The sequence below is a fragment of the Streptomyces sp. NPDC056169 genome (assembly GCF_042268445.1).
Classification (GTDB): domain Bacteria; phylum Actinomycetota; class Actinomycetes; order Streptomycetales; family Streptomycetaceae; genus Streptomyces.
In genome coordinates this window covers 214,331-231,827 of sequence record NZ_JBHJUO010000013.1, presented here as the reverse complement: position 1 = coordinate 231,827, position 17,497 = coordinate 214,331, and the positions used below count along the sequence as shown (strand labels likewise).

Sequence of the window (17,497 nt, the reverse complement as noted above, 5' to 3'; positions counted from 1 at the left end):
GGCAGGGCTACATCACCACCGGCACCGAGGCACGCGAGGAATCCAGGTGAGCAACAGGACCAAGGGCTGGGGCATAGCCGTGGCCGCCTGCGCCGGACTCTGGCTCGTCCAGAACGGCTCGCAGGACGTCACCCCGCCCGTACCGTCGGCCGCCCAGGCCTTCGCGGCCGGGCCGAGCGTGCACACCGACGCCGCGGCCGACCCGCTGCCGCCCTCGGAGCCCGTACGGCTCCGCATCCCCGAGACCGACGTGGACACCCCGATGATGCGGCTCGGCCTGGCGGCGAACGGCTCGCTCGGCGTGCCGCCGGACGGGGACCGCAACCTGGCCGGCTGGTACGGGGACGGCATCACGCCCGGGGCCAAGGGCACGGCGGTCGTCGCGGGCCACGTCGACAACGCCCAGGGGCCGGCCGTCTTCTACACGCTGGGCGCCCTGAAGAAGGGCCACCGGATCGAGGTGGACCGGCAGGACGGGCGTACCGCCGTCTTCACGGTCGACGCGGTCGAGGTGTACGCGAACGAGGAGTTCCCGGACAAGAAGGTGTACGGGGAGACGGACCGCGCGGAGATCCGGGTGATCACCTGCGGCGGCGGCTTCTCGAAGAAGAACGGCTACCAGGGGAACGTGGTCGCCTTCGGCCACCTCATCGGCGTGCGGTAGGCCGCGTCACGGTCACCGCGGTCACGCCCACCGCCTTCACGCCCACTGGTCGAAGGCGAGCTTCGCGACCAGCGAGAAGACCACGACGAGCAGGACCCCGCGGACGAACTCGGCGCCCTTGCTCAGGGCCATCCTGGCCCCGATCATGCCGCCCGCGAGGTTGAAGACGGCCATGACGGCGGCCAGCTGCCAGTACACGCTGCCCTGGTAGGCGAACATGGCGAGCGCGCCCGCGTTGGTGCAGACGTTGACGATCTTCGCGGTGGCGGAGGCGGTCACCAGGTCCAGGTGGAGGACCGCGGTCAGCGCGAGGACCAGGAAGGTGCCCGTGCCCGGCCCGAACAGGCCGTCGTAGAAGCCGATGCCGCCGCCGACGACCACGATCGCGGTGACGATCCGGGCCCGGGTCAGCGGCGCCCGGTCCTCCCCTTCGGCCTTCGCGCCGAAGGAGGGCCGCAGCATCACGAAGGCCGCCACGGCCACGAGCACCACCATGATCACCGGGCGCAGGACGTCGTTGCTGATCCCGGCCGCGAAGAAGGCGCCGGCCATGGAGCCCACGAGGGCGGCGAGCCCGATCCGTACCGCCGTCCAGACCTGGACGGGGGCCTTGCGGACGTAGGTGACGGCGGCCCCGGTGGTGCCCACGATCGCGACGGCCTTGTTGGTGCCGAGGATGTGCGCGCCCGAGACGTGGGGCAGTCCGAGCAGGAGCGCCGGGAGCAGCAGCAGTCCCCCGCCGCCGACCACGGCGTCGATCCACCCCGCCACGAGCGCGGCGAGGCAGAGCAGGACAAGGGTGGTCAGCGTGATCTCGGGCATGGCCGAGAGCCTAGGGAGACGATCGTTGCCCCGTCCATCAATCCCGTGATCGTTGAGCTACGTCTGAGGTTGCGGCGGTCGCGGGACCGGGTTCGCGGTCGGGTGCGGGCGGGGCGGCCGGGGCGACGGCGGCCGTGAGCAGGGTCGCGGCGAGGGCGCCGGTGCCGAGGAGCGCGGCGGCGAGACGGCGGCGGGCCTGCCGGACCGTGGGGACCCGGGGAACGCGGGACACTCGGGACACTCGGGGAACGCGGCGAACGCGCGGGGCGCCGTGTCTAGGCATGGTCGAAGTCCTCGCTGTGGATACGGGAGGCGGGCACCCCGGCCCGGAGCAGGGACTCGGTCGCGGCACGGGCCATCGCGGGCGGGCCGCACAGGTACACGTCGTGGGCGGCGAGGTCCGGCACGAGGTCGCGCAGCGCGCGGGGGGCGAGCGGGTCGAAGGCGCCGTCCGAGGGGCCGAGCAGGAAGTGCAGGGCGGCTCGCCGCTCGCGGGCGATGGCCTCCAGCTCCTCGCGCAGGACGAGGCCGCCCGCGTCGGAGGCCCGGTAGAGGAGGGTGAGGTCGCCGGGCCCTCCGGGCAGGGTCTCGAAGAGGGCGCGCAGCGGGGTGATGCCGACGCCGCCCGCGAGCAGCAGGACCTGGCGGCGGGTGCGGCGGTGGGCGGTGAGCGCGCCGAACGGTCCGGAGGCGAGGACCCGGACCCCGGGGCGGAGGCGGCGGATGCGGCGGGTGTGGTCGCCGAGCGCCTTGACGGTGATCCGCAGGGTGTCGTCGCGTACGGGCGCGGAGAGGGAGAACGGCAGGGCGGTCGCCCAGAGCCCGCGCCGGAGGAAGCGCCAGCGGAAGAACTGGCCGGGTTCGGCGTGCAGCCGGGCCACTCCCCTGCCCTGGACGAGGACGGAGACGACGCCGGGGCCCTCGTCGCGGACCTCGGCGACGCGCAGCTCGTGCCGGAGGGCGGCGCGGACGGGGACGACGATCCGGTACCAGACGAGGAGGACGCCGACGGTCGCGTGGGCCATCGACCAGAGCCAGACGGTGAGGACGCTCCCGGCGAGGTCGGGGCCGGCGAGCTGGTGGACGAAGCCGAGCGCGGCGGCGAGGAGCCCGCTCAGGTGGACGGCCCGCCAGGTCTCGTGCCGGACGCGGCGCCGGACGGCGCGGGCGGAGGTGACGCCGACGGCGACGAGGAGGGCGGTGCCGGCGGTGGCGGCGGCGATCGCCCCGTAGGAGAGGAGGTCCCCGGTGGCGGTGACGAGGTCGGTACGGGTGTGCACGGCGTACCCGCAGAGCGCGAGGACGGCATGGGCGCCGATGAGCCCGAGGACGTACCGGCCGCCGAGGGAGTGCCGGCGGGCGAGCCGGTCGGCGCCGACGCCGTGCTCGACGGCGGGGAGGCGGGCCATGAGCAGGAGCAGGACGAGGACGCCGTACCCGGCGAGGAGGCCGGTGAGGTGGGCGCCGGTCGCGAAGACGGCGTCGAGGCGGGCGGACGGCCGGGCCTGGAGCCCCCAGAGGAGGGCGACCGCGCCGGCGCCGGCGACGATCGCGGTCCGCAGCCGAGCGGGGGCGAGCCGAAGCGCGGGTACGGGAGCGGGCCCAGGCGCGGGCACCGGCACCGGCACCGGCACCGGCACCGGCACGGCGACAGGCGGCGACTCGCTGAGGAGCTGCACATAGAGGGGATGCCGACTGGCCTCGGTGGTCACATCCGGCACCCTAGGTCCGCCCGTATACGGGAATCCGCGGCTCGGCCCCGTCCGCCGGATCCTTAAGCCGGGCTTGAGCCGAGCCTCACGGCGGGTTAACCCGCGCCGGGCCTCACAGCGCCGGGGAGCGGGGACGGAGATCAGCGTTCCGTACGGGAAACAGCCGGGATCCCGCCGGGTAACACCGGCCGCGCACGCTTCCCGGTATGAGTACACGGATCGTGGTGGTCGGGGGCGGAACGGCGGGCGCCCGGCTCGCCCAGCGCCTGCCCGTCACCCTCCTCGGCGAGGAGCCGCACGCCCCGTACAACAGGGTGCTGCTCGCGGACGTCCTCGCCGGGCGGTACGCCCCCGAGGTGATCGCCCTGCCCGAGACCCGTGAGCCGGTACGGCTCGGGGTGCGGGCGGTGCGGATCGACCGGGCGGCGCGGACCGTGGAGTGCGCGGACGGCTCGCTCGTCGGCTACGACCGGCTGGTCCTGGCCACGGGCTCCAACCCGGTGCTGCCGCCGCTGCGCGGACTGCGCGGGGCGGAACTGCCGGAGGGCGTCCACCCGTTCCGTACGCTCGACGACTGTCTGGCGCTGCGCGCGCTCGTCCGGCCCGGCGTACGGGCGGTGGTCATCGGAGGCGGGCTCCTCGGCGTCTCGGCGGCGCGGGCGCTCGCGGCGCTGGGCGCGGAGGTCGTCCTGGCCCAGCAGGGCGAGCGGCTGATGGAACGCCAACTCGACGCCCACGCCTCGTCCTTGCTGCGCGATCACGTGGAGTCCCTCGGCGTCGAGGTGCACACGGAGTGCCGGGTGAGCGGCCTGCGGCAGCGGGATGGGGCGGTGACGGCGGTCGAACTCGCCGACGGCTTCGTCCTCGACGCGCAGGTCGTGGTCCTGGCCTGCGGGGTCCGCCCCCGGACGGCGCTGGCCCGCGAGGCGGGTCTCGACGTCCGCACCGGCATCGTGATCGACGACGAACTCCGCACGTCGGACCCGCACATCCACGCGATCGGCGACTGCGCGGAACACGCCGGCCACGTCTACGGCCTGGCCGCCCCGTCCCTGGACCAGGCCGACATCCTGGCGAACCTGCTCCAGTCGGACGCCGGGCCCCGCTACACCGGCACCCGGGCCCTCACGCGGCTCACCCTCGGTGGTGGGGCGCAGGCGCTCGATCTCGCCGCGTTCGGCGACGCCACCGCGCGGCCGGGCGACGACGTCGTCCAGCTCACCGATGCCACACGCAGTGCCTACCGCAAGGTCGTCGTCCGCGGTGACCGGCTCGTCGGGGGCGTCCTCCTCGGCGACCTGGCCGCGGTCGGCGCGCTCGCCCGGGCCTGGGAGGGCGACGAAGCCCTCCCCGACGAGGCCCCCCTGCTGCACCTGCTCACCCACGACGGAGGCTCCTCATGACCACCCCCACCATCGTCCTGGTCGGCCACGGAATGGTCGGCCAGCGGTTCCTTGAGGCGCTCGCCGACCGTGGCGTCACCGAGCGGGCCCGGATCGTGGTCCTCTGCGAGGAGCCGCGCCCGGCCTACGACCGCGTACAGCTGACCTCGTACTTCTCCGGAAAGACGCCCGACGACCTGTCGATGGTCGAGGCCGGCTTCCTGGAGAAGCACTCCATCGAACTGTACGTCGGCGACCCGGCGGAGTCGGTGGACCGCGAGGCCCGTACGGTCACCGCCCGTTCCGGCCGGGTCTTCGCGTACGACTCGCTCGTCCTCGCCACCGGCTCGTACCCCTTCGTGCCTCCCGTCCCCGGCAAGGACGCCCGCGGCTGTTTCGTCTACCGCACGATCGAGGACCTGCTCGCGATCGAGGAGTACGCGAAGACCGCCACGACGGGCGCGGTCGTCGGCGGCGGCCTGCTCGGCCTGGAGGCGGCGGGCGCGCTGAAGGGGCTCGGACTCGACACCCACGTCGTGGAGTTCGCGCCGCGCCTGATGCCGGTGCAGGTCGACGAGGGCGGCGGCGCCGCGCTGCTGCGCACGATCGAGCGGATGGGCCTGAGCGTCCACACGGGGACGGGCACGCAGGAGGTCGTGACGGCGGACGGCGCCGTGACGGGGATGAGGCTCTCGGACGGCTCCGAACTGGCCACGGACATGGTGGTGTTCTCGGCGGGCGTACGCCCCCGGGACCAGCTGGCCCGCGACTGCGGCCTGGACGTCGGCGAGCGCGGCGGCATCGCGGTCGACGAGCTGTGCCGGACGTCCGACCCGGCGGTCTTCGCGATCGGCGAGTGCGCGCTGGCCTCGGACGGCCGGGTGTACGGCCTGGTGGCGCCGGGCTACGAGATGGCGCAGACGGCGGCGGCGGCGATCGCCGACGAGGCGGGGGCCGGGGACGGTTTCACCGGCGCCGACATGTCGACGAAGCTGAAGCTGCTCGGCGTGGACGTGGCCTCCTTCGGCGACGCGCACGGCACGGCCGAGGGCTGCCTCGACGTCGTCTACTCCGACTCCCGTTCGGGCGTCTACAAGAAGCTGGTGATCTCCGGCGACGGGGTGCTGCTCGGTGGCGTCCTGGTCGGCGACGCCGAGCAGTACGGACTCCTTCGCCCGCTCACCGGTTCCGTACCGCCCGTCTCCCCCGAACAGTTGGTGCTTCCGGCGGGCGCGGGCGCGCCGGTCGCGCTCGGCCCCTCGGCGCTGCCGGACGACGCCGTGATCTGCTCCTGCCACAACGTCACGAAGCACGCGATCGGCCAGTGCTCCTCGCTGGCCGAGGTGAAGAAGTGCACCAAGGCCGGTACGGGCTGCGGCAGTTGCGTGAAGACGATCGAGAAGCTGCTGCCGGCCGCCGCCGACAAGGGACTGTGCCGCTGCTTCCCGTACAGCCGCAGCGAGCTGTACGAGATCGCCCGCGCGCTCCGGATCACCTCCTTCGCCGCGCTGCTCGACTCGCACGGCCGGGACGAGGCCAAGGGCGGGGAGGGCTGCGAGGTCTGCAAGCCGACGGTCGGCTCGATCCTCGCGAGCCTCAACAACGGGTACATCCTCGACGGCGAGCAGGCCTCCCTCCAGGACACCAACGACCACTTCCTCGCCAACATGCAGCGCAACGGCTCGTATTCGGTCGTCCCGCGCATCCCCGGCGGCGAGATCACCCCGGACAAGCTGATCGTGATCGGCGAGGTGGCCCGGGACTTCGGCCTCTACACGAAGATCACGGGCGGTCAGCGGATCGACCTGTTCGGCGCCCGGGTGGACCAGCTCCCCTCGATCTGGACGCGCCTGGTCGACGCGGGCTTCGAGTCGGGGCACGCGTACGGCAAGGCGCTGCGCACCGTGAAGTCCTGCGTCGGGCAGACCTGGTGCCGGTACGGCGTGCAGGACTCGGTGAGGATGGCGATCCAGCTGGAGCTGCGCTACCGGGGCCTGCGCGCCCCGCACAAGCTCAAGTCGGCGGTCTCGGGCTGCGCCCGCGAGTGCGCGGAGGCCCAGTCGAAGGACTTCGGGATCATCGCGACGGCGAACGGCTGGAACCTGTACGTCGGCGGGAACGGCGGCGCGACCCCGCGCCACGCGGACCTGCTCGCCCAGGACCTCTCGGACGCCGAACTCGTCCGCCTGATCGACCGGTTCCTGATGTTCTACATCCGGACGGCGGACCGCCTGGAGCGGACGTCGACCTGGCTGGAGCGCCTGGAGGGCGGGCTCGACCACCTCAAGGACGTGGTGGTGCACGACTCGCTCGGGCTGTGCGACGAGCTGGAGGCGCTGATGGCGGCGCACGTCGCGGACTACCAGGACGAGTGGGCGCAGACGCTGGACGACCCGGACCGGCTGCGGCGCTTCGTCTCCTTCGTGAACGCGCCGGAGGCGCCGGACCCGTCGGTCCGGTTCACGCCGGAGCGCGACCAGATCAAGCCGGATCTCACGTTCCTCACCCTGGAAGGGGTCACCTCCCGATGACGACGCTCACCTCGCCGACGCTCACTTCGACGATGCTCGAACTCTCCCCCTCCCCCGACTCCTGGATGACGGTCTGCGAGGAGTCCCGGCTGACCCCGGGCCGGGGAGTGGCGGCGCTGCTGCCGGACGGCCGGCAGGCGGCGGTCTTCCGGGACCGGTCGGGACGGACGTACGCGATCGACAACCGCGATCCGTTCACGGGGGCGCAGGTGCTGTCCCGGGGGCTGATCGGTTCGGCGGACGGGCGGCCGTTCGTGGCCTCGCCGCTCCTGAAGCAGCGCTTCGACCTGGAGACGGGCCGCTGCCTGGACGACGACGGGGTCACGGTCGCGGTGTACCCCGTCCGCACCGTGTAGCCCACCACCTTCGACTTGACCGATCGTTCCAGAAAGACATACGGTCTCTCTGTGGCCAGGACCAAGGAATTCGATCCCGACGCCGCGCTCCAGGCCGCTCTCGACCTGTTCTGGGCGCGCGGCTACGAGGCGACGACGATGTCGGACCTCGTGGAGCACCTCGGGATCGGCCGCGCCAGCATCTACGCGACCTTCGGGAACAAGCACGACCTGTACATGAAGGCGATGGACCGCTACCTGGAGACCCGGGACCCAAAGATGGTCGAGGAGCTGTCCGCGCCGGGCCCGGCCCTGCCGGCCGTGCGCGCGCTCGTCCGCCGCTTCGCCGCCCAGGCGGCGACGGAGGGCCAACGCCTGAACGGCTGCTTCGTCACCAACTCGGCGGCGGAGCTGGCCCCGCACGACACGGCCGTCGCCCGCCGGGTCGAGCTCAGCTGGGAGCAGATCGAGACGCTCCTGTACGGGGCGCTCACCCGGGCCCGGGCCGGGGGCGAGCTCCCGGCGGACCGGGATCCGCGCGCCCTGGCCAGGATGCTGCTCGTCCTGCTCCAGGGCATCAGGGTGGTCGGCAAGGCCTCGACGGATCCGGGCAGGGTCCTGGACGCGGCGGAGCAGGCACTGGGACTGCTGGACTGAGGAGCGGGCGCCCGCAGGGGCGCCCTTTCTTCGGCGCCCATATTGGAATGAACGGTCAAGTACAGCACGACGAAACAGCTGACGACTCGGGGGATGCGCCATGGAAGCGACGAGAGCACGGGGGCATGACGGCACGACGGGCCACGACCGGCCCGGGCCCCTGCCCCTGCCCCGATCCCGCCGGACCCGGACCCGGCCCCGCACCCGCGGCGGCTTCGTCCTCCTCGGCGGCGTCCAGATGACGCTCATCTTCACGCTCGCCGCCCTCGCCGTCCCCCTCCCCCGCATCGGCGCCGAGTTCCGGCTCGACCGCGCCGACCTGATCCTGCTGAGCGCCGCGTACGGGCTGACCTTCGCCGGGCTGCTCCTGCTCGGCGGCCGGCTCGCGGACCGGTTCGGCGGACGCCGGACCCTCACCGCCGGGCTCCTGGTCTTCGGCACCGCCTCCGCCCTCGCGCCGCTCGCCCCCGGGTACGAGGCGCTGCTCGCCGCCCGCTTCGGGCAGGGCGTCGGCGCCGCGCTCGTCGCCCCGGCCGCGATGGCCGTGCTCCGGGCGCTGTTCCCCGCACCGGCCGCGTACGGCAGGGCGATGGCCACCTGGGGCGGGCTCTCCGTGCTCGGCGCGACCGCCGGGAACCTGCTCTCCGGAGTGATCGCGGCCGCCGCCTCCTGGCGCGGCACCTTCGCCGTACCGGTCGCCGTGACCCTCGCCGCGCTGCTCCTCGCGCCCCGGCTGCTGCCCGCGACCCCGCCCGGTACGGACCGGGCCCTGGACCTGCCGGGCGCGCTGCTCGCGACCGCCGGGATCACGCTCGCCAGCTTCGGGCTCGTCCTCACCGACGCCCACCCCTGGGGCTCGGCCCCGGTCCTCGTCCCGCTGCTCACCGGGCTGGCGCTGCTCGCCGGCTTCGCGGCCGTGGAGCGGCGGACGGCCGACCCGCTCCTGCCGCCGGACTTCCTGCGCGACGGGCGCCGGGGCCTGGGCCTCGCGGCGATCGGACTCACGGCGGCCGGGACGGCCACGGTCTTCGTCCTGCTGTCCCTCGCCCTCCAGGAGGGGCGCGGCTGGTCGGCGCTGCTCACCTCCGCCGCCTTCGTGCCCTTCGCGGTCGCCCTGCTCGGCTCGGGCCGGCTCGCGGGGCCGCTGATCGGGCGGTACGGCCCCGGCCGGGTGACCGGAGCCGGGCTCGGCACGGCCGCCGCCGGGCTGGGGCTGCTCGCCGCGACCGGCTTCGACGGCTCGGTGCCGTACGCGTACGGGCTGCTGCCCGGCCTCCTGCTCCTGCCGGCCGGTGGCGCCCTGTCCTTCGCGGGCGCCGCCGTCCTCGCCACGGAGGGCGTCCCTGCGCACCGCGCGGGGCTCGCCGGCGGCGTCCTGAACACGGCGATGGAGCTCGGCCCGACCGTGCTCTTCGCCGCCCTGCTCACCCTCGGCGGCGACGCGGTGTCACTGGCGGCCGCGGCCGTCCTGTTCACCGCCCTGGCGGCCACCACGATCCGCACGAAGTAGCACAACTCCACAACTCCACAGCACTCGCAGCACTCACAGCACTCACAGCACTCACAGGGGAGTCGACCCACATGTCCGCATCATCCGCACGCTTCGCCGACCGCACCGTCCTCGTCACCGGCGCCGGCTCCGGGCTCGGCCGGGCCATCGCGCTCGCCTTCGCCGCCGAGGGCGCGAAGGTCGTCGTCGCCGGCCGTACCACCGAGCCGCTCGACGCGACGGTCGCCCTGATCGAGGCCGCCGGGGGCACCGCGGCCGCGGTCACGGCCGACGTGTCCGGCGCCGAGTCCACGCGGGAGCTGGTCCGGCGCACGGTCGAGCTCTTCGGGGGTCTCGACGTGGCAGTGAACAACGCCGGGGTCTTCCGGGGCGGCCACAGCGCGGCCGACTTCCCGCTGGAGGACTGGCAGACGCTGCTCGACATCAACGTGACGGGGGTGCTGCACGCCCTCCAGGCCGAGGTGGCGCACATGCGGGCGCACGGCGGCGGGGCGATCGTGAACATCTCGTCCAACCTGGGCCCGCACGTCCGGATCCCCGGAGTCTTCGGCTACCAGGTCTCGAAGGCGGCCGTCTCGGCCCTCACCCGGGCGGCGGCCCTGGACCACATCGCCGACGGGGTCCGCATCAACGCGGTCAGCCCGGGCGCCTCGGATTCCTCGATGTCCCTGCGGCCCGGCGAGACCGAGGCCGAGCGGGCGGTCCGGATGAAGGAGGAGTCGCCGCTGGGCCGGATCTCGTCGGCCGCCGAGATCGCGGCGGCCGTCCTGTACCTCGCCTCGGACGCGGCGGGCTCCGCCGTCGGCACCGACCTGGTGATCGACGGCGGGGTCTCCGCCTGACGTACGCGGGGCCTGCGCGGGGGCCTGCGCGGGGCCTGTGCAGGGCCTACCCGGGCCTACGCCGGGCCCGGGGCCCGTGGGGCCCGGCTCAGCCCTGGGCGGCCGCCGGGTCCATCCAGAAGACCTCCCAGTGGTGGCCGTCCAGGTCGGCGAAGGAACGGCCGTACATGAAGCCCATGTCCATCGGCTCCTTCGCCGGGCTGCCGCCGGCGGCGAGGGCGGCGTCGGCCAGCTCGTCGGCCTTCGCACGGCTCTCGGCGCTCAGCGTGATGAGCACCTCGGTGGCCTTCGTGGCGTCGGAGATCTCCTTGCCCGGGGCGGTGAAGCTCTTGAACTTCTCCTCGGTGAGCAGCATCGCGAAGATCGTGTCGCTGATGACCACACAGGCGGCGGTCTCGTCGCTGAACTGCGGGTTGATGGAGTAGCCGAGCTTCTCGTAGAAGGCCTTGCTGGCGTCGAGGTCCTTCACGGGCAGGTTCACGAAGATCATCTGCGGGGCCATGGCGTGCTCTCTTCCGTCGGGCGGCCGGGGTGCTCGGTGCGTTCCGGCGCTTTCAAGAGGTAAGACGGGCGGACCGCCCGGAACTCATCGCTCTCCCGAGGATCTTTTTCGCTCAGGCCGCGGAGCGCAGCCTGAGGGCCGCCAACGGTACGAATCCCCGGCCACCGCCACCGGTCGCGTCCCCGGTCCCGCCACCGCCGCCGGTCGCGGCCTCCGCCCCGGCGAGCCTGCGCAGCATCGCGACGGCGATCCGCTCGCCCTGCGCCTTGGCCCGCTCGGCCCTCGGCCCCCGATGGAGGCCGTCGACGGTGGCGTGCCAGAGCTGCACCCAGCGCCCGAAGTGGGCGGCGGTGAGGGGCCGCGCGGAGTGGAGGGCGGCGTGCGGCCCGAAGGCGTCCCGCCCGTACTCGGCGGTGCGGAAGAGGGCGCGCTCCCAGAAGTCGGTGATCCGCGGCAGATGGACCTCCAGGTCCGTGCCGGCGATCTCGGTGAAGAAGGGCCCGATCAGCGGATCGGCGAAGGCGGCGCCGTAGAAGCGCCGCAGCAGCACGTCGAGGTCGTCACGATCGCTGATGTCCCGGGTGGCGCGCATACCTCCAGTGTCCCCGCCCGGGCCCCGCTCCCCCAGTGCCGAACGTCCCGGGAGCGGGACATTCCCCCGGTGCGGCCGGCGGGCGCGGCCCCCCGCCCCGCACCCGCCTCTTCCCCTTCATCGCTTGTTGATGCACCGTCAACTCCGTACTCCTAGGTTCCGGAAGCGCGCGACCCCGTCGCCGACCGGCATGGCGGGGCGGTTCATCACCCTCTTCAGGAGTGAGACGTGGAGCGACGCAGTTTCCTGCGTGGAGCGGTCATCGGCACCTCGGCCGCCGCCTTCGGTGGCAGCCTCTGGCACGGGGCGGCCTTCGCCGCGCCCGCCCAGCCCGGCGCGGGCCCGTACGGGGCGCTCGGCGCGGCGGACGCCAACGGCATCCAGCTGCCGGCCGGGTTCACCAGCCGGGTGATCGCCAGGTCCGGTCAGACCGTGACCGGCACCTCGTACGCCTGGCACAGCGCCCCCGACGGCGGCGCCTGCTTCGTCGACGGCACGGGCTGGATCTACGTGTCGAACTCGGAGATCAACCCGAGCGGCGGCGCGAGCGCCGTCAGGTTCGACTCGGCGGGCACGATCACCGGCGCGTACCGGATCCTCTCCGGCACCCGGCAGAACTGCGCGGGCGGCGCCACCCCGTGGAACACCTGGCTCTCCTGCGAGGAGGTGTCCCTCGGCTACGTCTACGAGTCGAACCCGTGGGGCGGCACCGCCTACCGCCGTGACGCGATGGGCCGCTTCAAGCACGAGGCCGCCGCCGCCGACCCGGTCCGCAAGGTGATCTACCTGACCGAGGACGAGACGAACGGCTGCTTCTACCGCTTCATCCCCACCACCTGGGGCAACCTCTCCGCCGGCACCCTCCAGGTCCTGGTCGCCGGAACCGCCAGCTCCGGCTCCTTCACCTGGCAGAACGTCCCGGACCCGGACGGTTCGCCGACCACGACCCGCACCCAGGTGTCCGGTGCGAAGAAGTTCAACGGCGGCGAGGGCTGCTACTACGCGAACGACACCGTCTGGTTCACGTCCAAGGGCGACAACCGGGTCTGGCAGGTCGACCTCGTCGCCGGCACCTACGAGCTGGCCTACGACGACTCGCTCGTCTCCGGCACCGCTCCGCTGACCGGCGTCGACAACATCACCGGCACGACCTCCGGCGACCTGTTCGTCGCGGAGGACGGCGGCAACCTGGAGATCTGCGTCATCACCCCCGACGACATCGTGGCGCCGTTCCTCCGGGTCACCGGCCAGTCCTCCTCCGAGATCACCGGACCGGCCTTCTCCCCCGACGGCAAGCGGCTGTACTTCTCCAGCCAGCGCGGCACGACGGGCAGCTCCTCGGGCGGCATCACCTACGAGGTGACCGGCCCGTTCCGCGCGTAACGGCGCAGTTCCACCGATCGGAGTTCCACCGTCCGTAGGTCCACGGTCCGCTGGGCGCCGCCGAGCAGGGCGGCGCCCAACGGCGTCAGCGTGTGCAGGACCGCGTTGCCGTGGCGCAGGGTCGCGATGAGCCCGGCCTCCCTGAGCACGCCCGCGTGCTGGCTCGCGGAGGCGAGCGAGACCCCGGCGCGGCGCGCGAGCTCGCTCGTCGTCCCGCCGTCCCCGATGGCGTGCAGGACCGCCGAGCGGGTCTGGCCGACCAGCTTGGCGAGCGAGGAGCCGCCCGGCGCGCGGACGGTCGGCGCCTCGCCGTGGGTGACGGGGTAGACGAGGACCGGCGGCAGCACGGGGTCGCGCAGCACCACCGGGGTCCCCCGGCAGAAGTACGAGGGCTGGAGCAGCAGCCCCCGCCCGTCGAGGTGGACGTCCCGGTCGACCGGGTAGTCGGCCTCCAGGACGGGCGCGCGCCAGCGCAGCATCGGCGGCAGCGAGGCGAGCAGTTCGTCGGCGCCGCCGTCGAGGAGGGCCCGGCCGCGGCGCGCCCGGTCGGCCTCGACGCGGGCCCGGATGTGCGGCCAGTACGGCTCGATCGCGGCCCGGTGGTAGCTGCGCAGGGCCCCCACGAGCCGGTCGAAGGGCTCCGCGCCGCCGTCGGCGAGGGCGCGCAGCGAGTGGGGCACGGTCCGCCCGCCGGAGCGGGCGGCGGCGAGCAGCGAGAGCTCGCTCCGGAGCCGGCCGGAGTCGGTCGCGCGGATCGCCCCGAGGCCCTCGTCGAGGCCGTGGACGCCCTCGGCGGGCGTCAGGAAGTCGGGAAAATAGCCGCGGCTGGGAACGAGCGCGGCGAGGAGACGGGTCTCACCGCCGAGCCGCATCCGGGCGTCCGAGCGCCATTCCCGGTAGACGACGGATCCGCGCCGGTCCCTTAAGCGGTGAAAGCTGAGAATGGTTTCCCACAGAACATCCGGCCGGGCGGCCGTCCGCACCCCCGCCAAGTCGTTTCCGGTGAAATGAATCCGCAGCATGACGTCCCCACCTGTGCACTCGCAACCACCCCCGACGACGAGTATGCACAGCATCACAGCACGTTACCAGGGTGTTTCAGCCACAGTTGAAAAGCATCGCGGCAATCGGGGGAGAAACGAAAAGCTGTGCGGGTCGGACAGGAAACCTTCAGGACCGAGGTGACGTGGCGAAGACCGTGGGGGGCTTTGCACGTCCGGCGGCGGTCGGCGAGGTTGCGGCTCACCTGCCCGACAACGGTAAAGGGCGCGGCCTCCGGGTGGGGATCCGGGGGTCGCGCCCGACCTGTTCTTTGCGGCGAGGAAACAGAAAAGTTCAATGGCCAATAATTCAATCGGCCGAAATTGAACACGAACTCACATCTGATCGACGATCAAGCAAAATGAGCGGCCGCGTTCGGGGTGAAATGCGACGGGGCGGACACCTCCGCACAAAGGTGTCCGCCCCGTCTCTCTTTGGTGCCCGGGGCCGCCGCCCGTCGGTGAGGGTCGAAAGTGACCGGCGGCGGCCCCGGTGGTTCGGGTGGTTCCGGTGGAATCCCGCTGCTGAACCGGGGTTCAGGAGGGGCCGGCACCGCTGCTGAACCGGGGTTCAGGAGGGGCCGGCACCGCTGCTGAACCAGGGTTCAGGAGGGCCCGACCGCCGCTCCTGACCCCCGGTTCAGCAGGACTCAGCGGCTGTCGCTGCCCTTGGACTCGGCCGCGGCACGGCCGGCCTCCAGGCGCGCCACCGGGATCCGGAAGGGCGAGCAGGAGACGTAGTCGAGACCGACCTCGTGGAAGAAGTGCACCGACTCCGGGTCGCCGCCGTGCTCGCCGCAGACACCGAGCTTGATGTCGGGGCGGGTGGCGCGGCCGGCCTGGACGGCGCTGCGCACGAGCGCGCCGACACCGTCCTTGTCGATGGTCTCGAAGGGGCTGACGCCGAAGATGCCCTTCTCCAGGTACGCGGTGAAGAACGAGGCCTCCACGTCGTCGCGGGAGAAGCCCCAGACCGTCTGCGTCAGGTCGTTCGTGCCGAAGGAGAAGAACTCCGCGGCCTCGGCGATCTGACCGGCGGTCACGGCGGCGCGCGGCAGCTCGATCATGGTGCCGAGCGCGAGCTTCAGCTCGACGCCGGTGCGGGCGACGACCTCCGCGATGACCTGCTCGGCCTCCTCGCGGACGATCTCCAGCTCCTGGACGGTGCCGACGAGCGGGATCATGATCTCGACGCGCGGGTCGCCCTTGGCGTCGACGCGCTGGGCCGCGGCCTCGGCGATCGCCCGGACCTGCATGGTGAACAGGCCGGGGATGACCAGGCCGAGGCGGACACCGCGCAGACCCAGCATCGGGTTCTGCTCGTGCAGCCGGTGCACGGCCTGGAGCAGGCGCAGGTCGTTCTCGTGCGGCTCCTTGCGGGACTCGGCGAGGGCGACGCGCACCGACAGCTCGGTGATGTCGGGCAGGAACTCGTGCAGCGGCGGGTCGAGCAGGCGGACCGTGACGGGCAGCCCGTCCATGGCCTCGAACAGCTCGACGAAGTCCGTCTTCTGCAGCGGCAGCAGGGCCTCCAGGGCCTGCTCGCGCTCGACGTCCGTGTCGGCCAGGATCAGCCGCTCGACGAACTGGCGGCGCTCGCCGAGGAACATGTGCTCGGTGCGGCAGAGGCCGATGCCCTGGGCGCCGAAGCGGCGGGCGCGCAGCGCGTCCTCGGCGTTGTCGGCGTTGGCGCGGACGCGCAGCCGGCGGACGCGGTCCGCGTAGGCCATGATCCGGTGCACGGCGGCGACGAGCTCGTCGGCGTCGTCGGCGCCGGCGTGCATGCGGCCCTCGAAGTACTCGACGACCGGGGACGGTACGACGGGTACCTCACCGAGGTAGACCTTGCCGGTGGAGCCGTCGATGGAGACGACGTCGCCCTCCTCGACGACCTGGCCGTCGGCCGTGGTCATCCGGCGGCGCTTGGTGTCGACCTCGAGCTCCTCGGCGCCGCAGACACAGGTCTTGCCCATGCCGCGGGCGACGACGGCGGCGTGCGAGGTCTTGCCGCCGCGGGAGGTGAGGATGCCCTCGGCGGCGATCATGCCGTCCAGGTCGTCCGGGTTGGTCTCGCGGCGGATCAGGATGACCTTCTCGCCGGAGCGGGACCACTTGACCGCGGTGTACGAGTCGAAGACGGCCTTGCCGACGGCCGCGCCCGGGGAGGCGGCGATGCCGCGCCCGATCTGCTCGACCTTCGCGTCCTCGTCGAACTTCGGGAACATGAGCTGGGCGAGCTGCGCGCCGGTGACGCGCTGGAGCGCCTCGGCCTCGTCGATCAGGCCCTGGTCCACGAGCTGCGTGGCGATGCGGAAGGCGGCACCGGCGGTGCGCTTGCCGACACGGGTCTGGAGCATCCAGAGCTGGCCGCGCTCGATGGTGAACTCGATGTCGCAGAGATCCTTGTAGTGGGTCTCCAGGGTGCTCATGATGTGCATGAGCTGGTCGTACGAGGCCTTGTCGATCGACTCGAGGTCGGCGAGCGGCACGGTGTTGCGGATACCGGCGACGACGTCCTCGCCCTGCGCGTTCTGCAGGTAGTCGCCGTAGACGCCGGCGTGGCCGGAGGCGGGGTCGCGGGTGAAGGCGACGCCGGTGCCGGAGTCCGGGCCGAGGTTGCCGAAGACCATCGAGCAGACGTTGACGGCGGTGCCGAGGTCGCCCGGGATGCGCTCCTGGCGGCGGTACAGCTTCGCGCGGTCGGTGTTCCAGGAGTTGAAGACGGCCTCGATGGCGAGGTCCATCTGCTCACGCGGGTCCTGGGGGAAGTCGCGGCCGGTGTCGGCCTTCACGATCTTCTTGAAGTGCTTGACGAGCTTCTTGAGGTCGGCGGCGTCCAGGTCGGTGTCGCTGGCGACCTTCTTCGCGGCCTTGGCCTCGTCGAGGGCCTCCTCGAAGAGCTCCCCGTCGACGCCCAGGACGGTCTTGCCGAACATCTGGATGAGCCGGCGGTACGAGTCCCACGCGAAGCGCTCGTTGTCCGCCTGGCGGGCGAGGCCGACGACGGACTCGTCGGAGAGGCCGATGTTGAGGACGGTGTCCATCATGCCCGGCATGGAGAACTTGGCTCCGGACCGGACGGAGACGAGCAGCGGGTCGTCGGCCTGGCCGAGCTTCTTGCCCATCTGCTGCTCGAGCGCGTCGAGGTGTGCACTCACCTCGTCGCGGAGCGCGACGGGCTCCGAGCCGCTCTCGAGGTAGACCTTGCACGCTTCGGTGGTGATCGTGAAGCCGGGGGGAACCGGCAGGCCGAGGTTGGTCATCTCGGCGAGGTTCGCGCCCTTGCCACCGAGCAGGTCCTTCAGGTCCCTGTTGCCCTCGGTGAAGTCGTAGACGAACTTCTGATCATTGTTTTCCGACACGGGTCCCGACTCCTCGATGACTCGGTTGGCTGCCCTGACGGCGAGGAACATACCCAGATCGAAGGCGTCTGTGGAGGTACGCCTGCCGGTCACATGGTCTTAACCACCCGTCCGCCAGCACTTCGAAAGTAACTGAGAGGTAGCTTCCGCTTTCAGACCCCGA

General features: G+C 72.6%; 15 protein-coding genes. 8 read left to right on the top strand and 7 right to left on the bottom strand.

The features are described from left to right. The first annotated feature begins 46 nt into the window (after positions 1-46). Positions 47-664: a class F sortase gene (locus tag ACFC0G_RS23095; protein ID WP_376406131.1), complete on the top strand. Its 618-nt coding sequence runs from the start codon at positions 47-49 to the stop codon at positions 662-664. Between the two features lie 36 nt (positions 665-700). On the opposite strand, the gene ACFC0G_RS23090 is transcribed toward ACFC0G_RS23095, so the two are convergent. Genes ACFC0G_RS23090 through ACFC0G_RS23080 form a run of 3 tightly spaced genes read right to left on the bottom strand, consistent with a single transcriptional unit; the run spans position 701 to position 3,207 of the window. Further along, positions 701-1,486, bottom strand: coding sequence for a sulfite exporter TauE/SafE family protein (locus ACFC0G_RS23090; RefSeq protein WP_376406129.1), 786 nt, complete (start codon positions 1,484-1,486; stop codon positions 701-703). Between the two features lie 37 nt (positions 1,487-1,523). After that, a complete protein-coding gene (locus ACFC0G_RS23085; RefSeq protein ID WP_376406127.1) occupies positions 1,524-1,718 on the bottom strand; it encodes a hypothetical protein in 195 nt (64 codons plus the stop codon). A 43-nt stretch (positions 1,719-1,761) separates the two neighbouring features. Further along, positions 1,762-3,207 carry a ferric reductase-like transmembrane domain-containing protein gene (locus ACFC0G_RS23080; RefSeq protein WP_376406125.1) on the bottom strand — a complete coding sequence of 482 codons (1,446 nt, stop codon included), beginning with the start codon at positions 3,205-3,207 and terminating at the stop codon, positions 1,762-1,764. Between the two features lie 197 nt (positions 3,208-3,404). Between ACFC0G_RS23080 and ACFC0G_RS23075 the strand changes: the two genes are divergently transcribed. The 6 genes from ACFC0G_RS23075 to ACFC0G_RS23050 all read left to right on the top strand — a co-directional run bounded on the left by ACFC0G_RS23075 (position 3,405) and on the right by ACFC0G_RS23050 (position 10,455). Continuing rightward, positions 3,405-4,601, top strand: a complete 1,197-nt coding sequence (locus tag ACFC0G_RS23075) for an NAD(P)/FAD-dependent oxidoreductase (RefSeq protein WP_376406123.1) — start codon at positions 3,405-3,407, stop codon at positions 4,599-4,601. After that, positions 4,598-7,111: a nitrite reductase large subunit NirB gene (nirB, locus tag ACFC0G_RS23070; protein WP_376406120.1), complete on the top strand. Its 2,514-nt coding sequence runs from the start codon at positions 4,598-4,600 to the stop codon at positions 7,109-7,111. The genes ACFC0G_RS23075 and nirB overlap by 4 nt, the downstream gene beginning before the upstream one ends. After that, on the top strand, positions 7,108-7,467 hold the full coding sequence (gene nirD, locus ACFC0G_RS23065) for a nitrite reductase small subunit NirD (RefSeq protein ID WP_376406118.1): 360 nt from the start codon (positions 7,108-7,110) through the stop codon (positions 7,465-7,467). Before nirB ends, nirD begins: the two co-directional genes overlap by 4 nt. A gap of 51 nt (positions 7,468-7,518) precedes the next feature. Continuing rightward, positions 7,519-8,103: a TetR/AcrR family transcriptional regulator gene (locus ACFC0G_RS23060; RefSeq protein WP_376406116.1), complete on the top strand. Its 585-nt coding sequence runs from the start codon at positions 7,519-7,521 to the stop codon at positions 8,101-8,103. A gap of 238 nt (positions 8,104-8,341) precedes the next feature. Beyond that, positions 8,342-9,613: an MFS transporter gene (locus ACFC0G_RS23055; RefSeq protein WP_376406254.1), complete on the top strand. Its 1,272-nt coding sequence runs from the start codon at positions 8,342-8,344 to the stop codon at positions 9,611-9,613. A 71-nt stretch (positions 9,614-9,684) separates the two neighbouring features. Next, on the top strand, positions 9,685-10,455 hold the full coding sequence (locus tag ACFC0G_RS23050) for an SDR family NAD(P)-dependent oxidoreductase (protein WP_376406114.1): 771 nt from the start codon (positions 9,685-9,687) through the stop codon (positions 10,453-10,455). An 88-nt stretch (positions 10,456-10,543) separates the two neighbouring features. On the opposite strand, the gene ACFC0G_RS23045 is transcribed toward ACFC0G_RS23050, so the two are convergent. After that, positions 10,544-10,957 carry a VOC family protein gene (locus tag ACFC0G_RS23045; protein ID WP_376406113.1) on the bottom strand — a complete coding sequence of 138 codons (414 nt, stop codon included), beginning with the start codon at positions 10,955-10,957 and terminating at the stop codon, positions 10,544-10,546. 112 nt (positions 10,958-11,069) lie between these two features. After that, on the bottom strand, positions 11,070-11,549 hold the full coding sequence (locus ACFC0G_RS23040) for a group III truncated hemoglobin (protein WP_376406111.1): 480 nt from the start codon (positions 11,547-11,549) through the stop codon (positions 11,070-11,072). 228 nt (positions 11,550-11,777) lie between these two features. On the opposite strand from ACFC0G_RS23040, the gene ACFC0G_RS23035 reads away from it, so the two are divergent. Continuing rightward, the gene (locus ACFC0G_RS23035; protein WP_376406109.1) at positions 11,778-12,932 is read left to right on the top strand and encodes an alkaline phosphatase PhoX; all 1,155 of its coding nucleotides are present in this window, start codon (positions 11,778-11,780) and stop codon (positions 12,930-12,932) included. Here the strand turns inward: ACFC0G_RS23035 and ACFC0G_RS23030 are convergent. Further along, positions 12,902-13,954, bottom strand: a complete 1,053-nt coding sequence (locus ACFC0G_RS23030; protein WP_376406107.1) for a helix-turn-helix domain-containing protein — start codon at positions 13,952-13,954, stop codon at positions 12,902-12,904. The genes ACFC0G_RS23035 and ACFC0G_RS23030 overlap by 31 nt on opposite strands. Positions 13,955-14,622: 668 nt before the next feature. Then, positions 14,623-17,334 (bottom strand): pyruvate, phosphate dikinase, encoded by a 2,712-nt coding sequence (gene ppdK, locus ACFC0G_RS23025; protein WP_376406105.1) that lies wholly within the window; start codon positions 17,332-17,334, stop codon positions 14,623-14,625. Between the last annotated feature and the right edge of the window lie 163 nt (positions 17,335-17,497).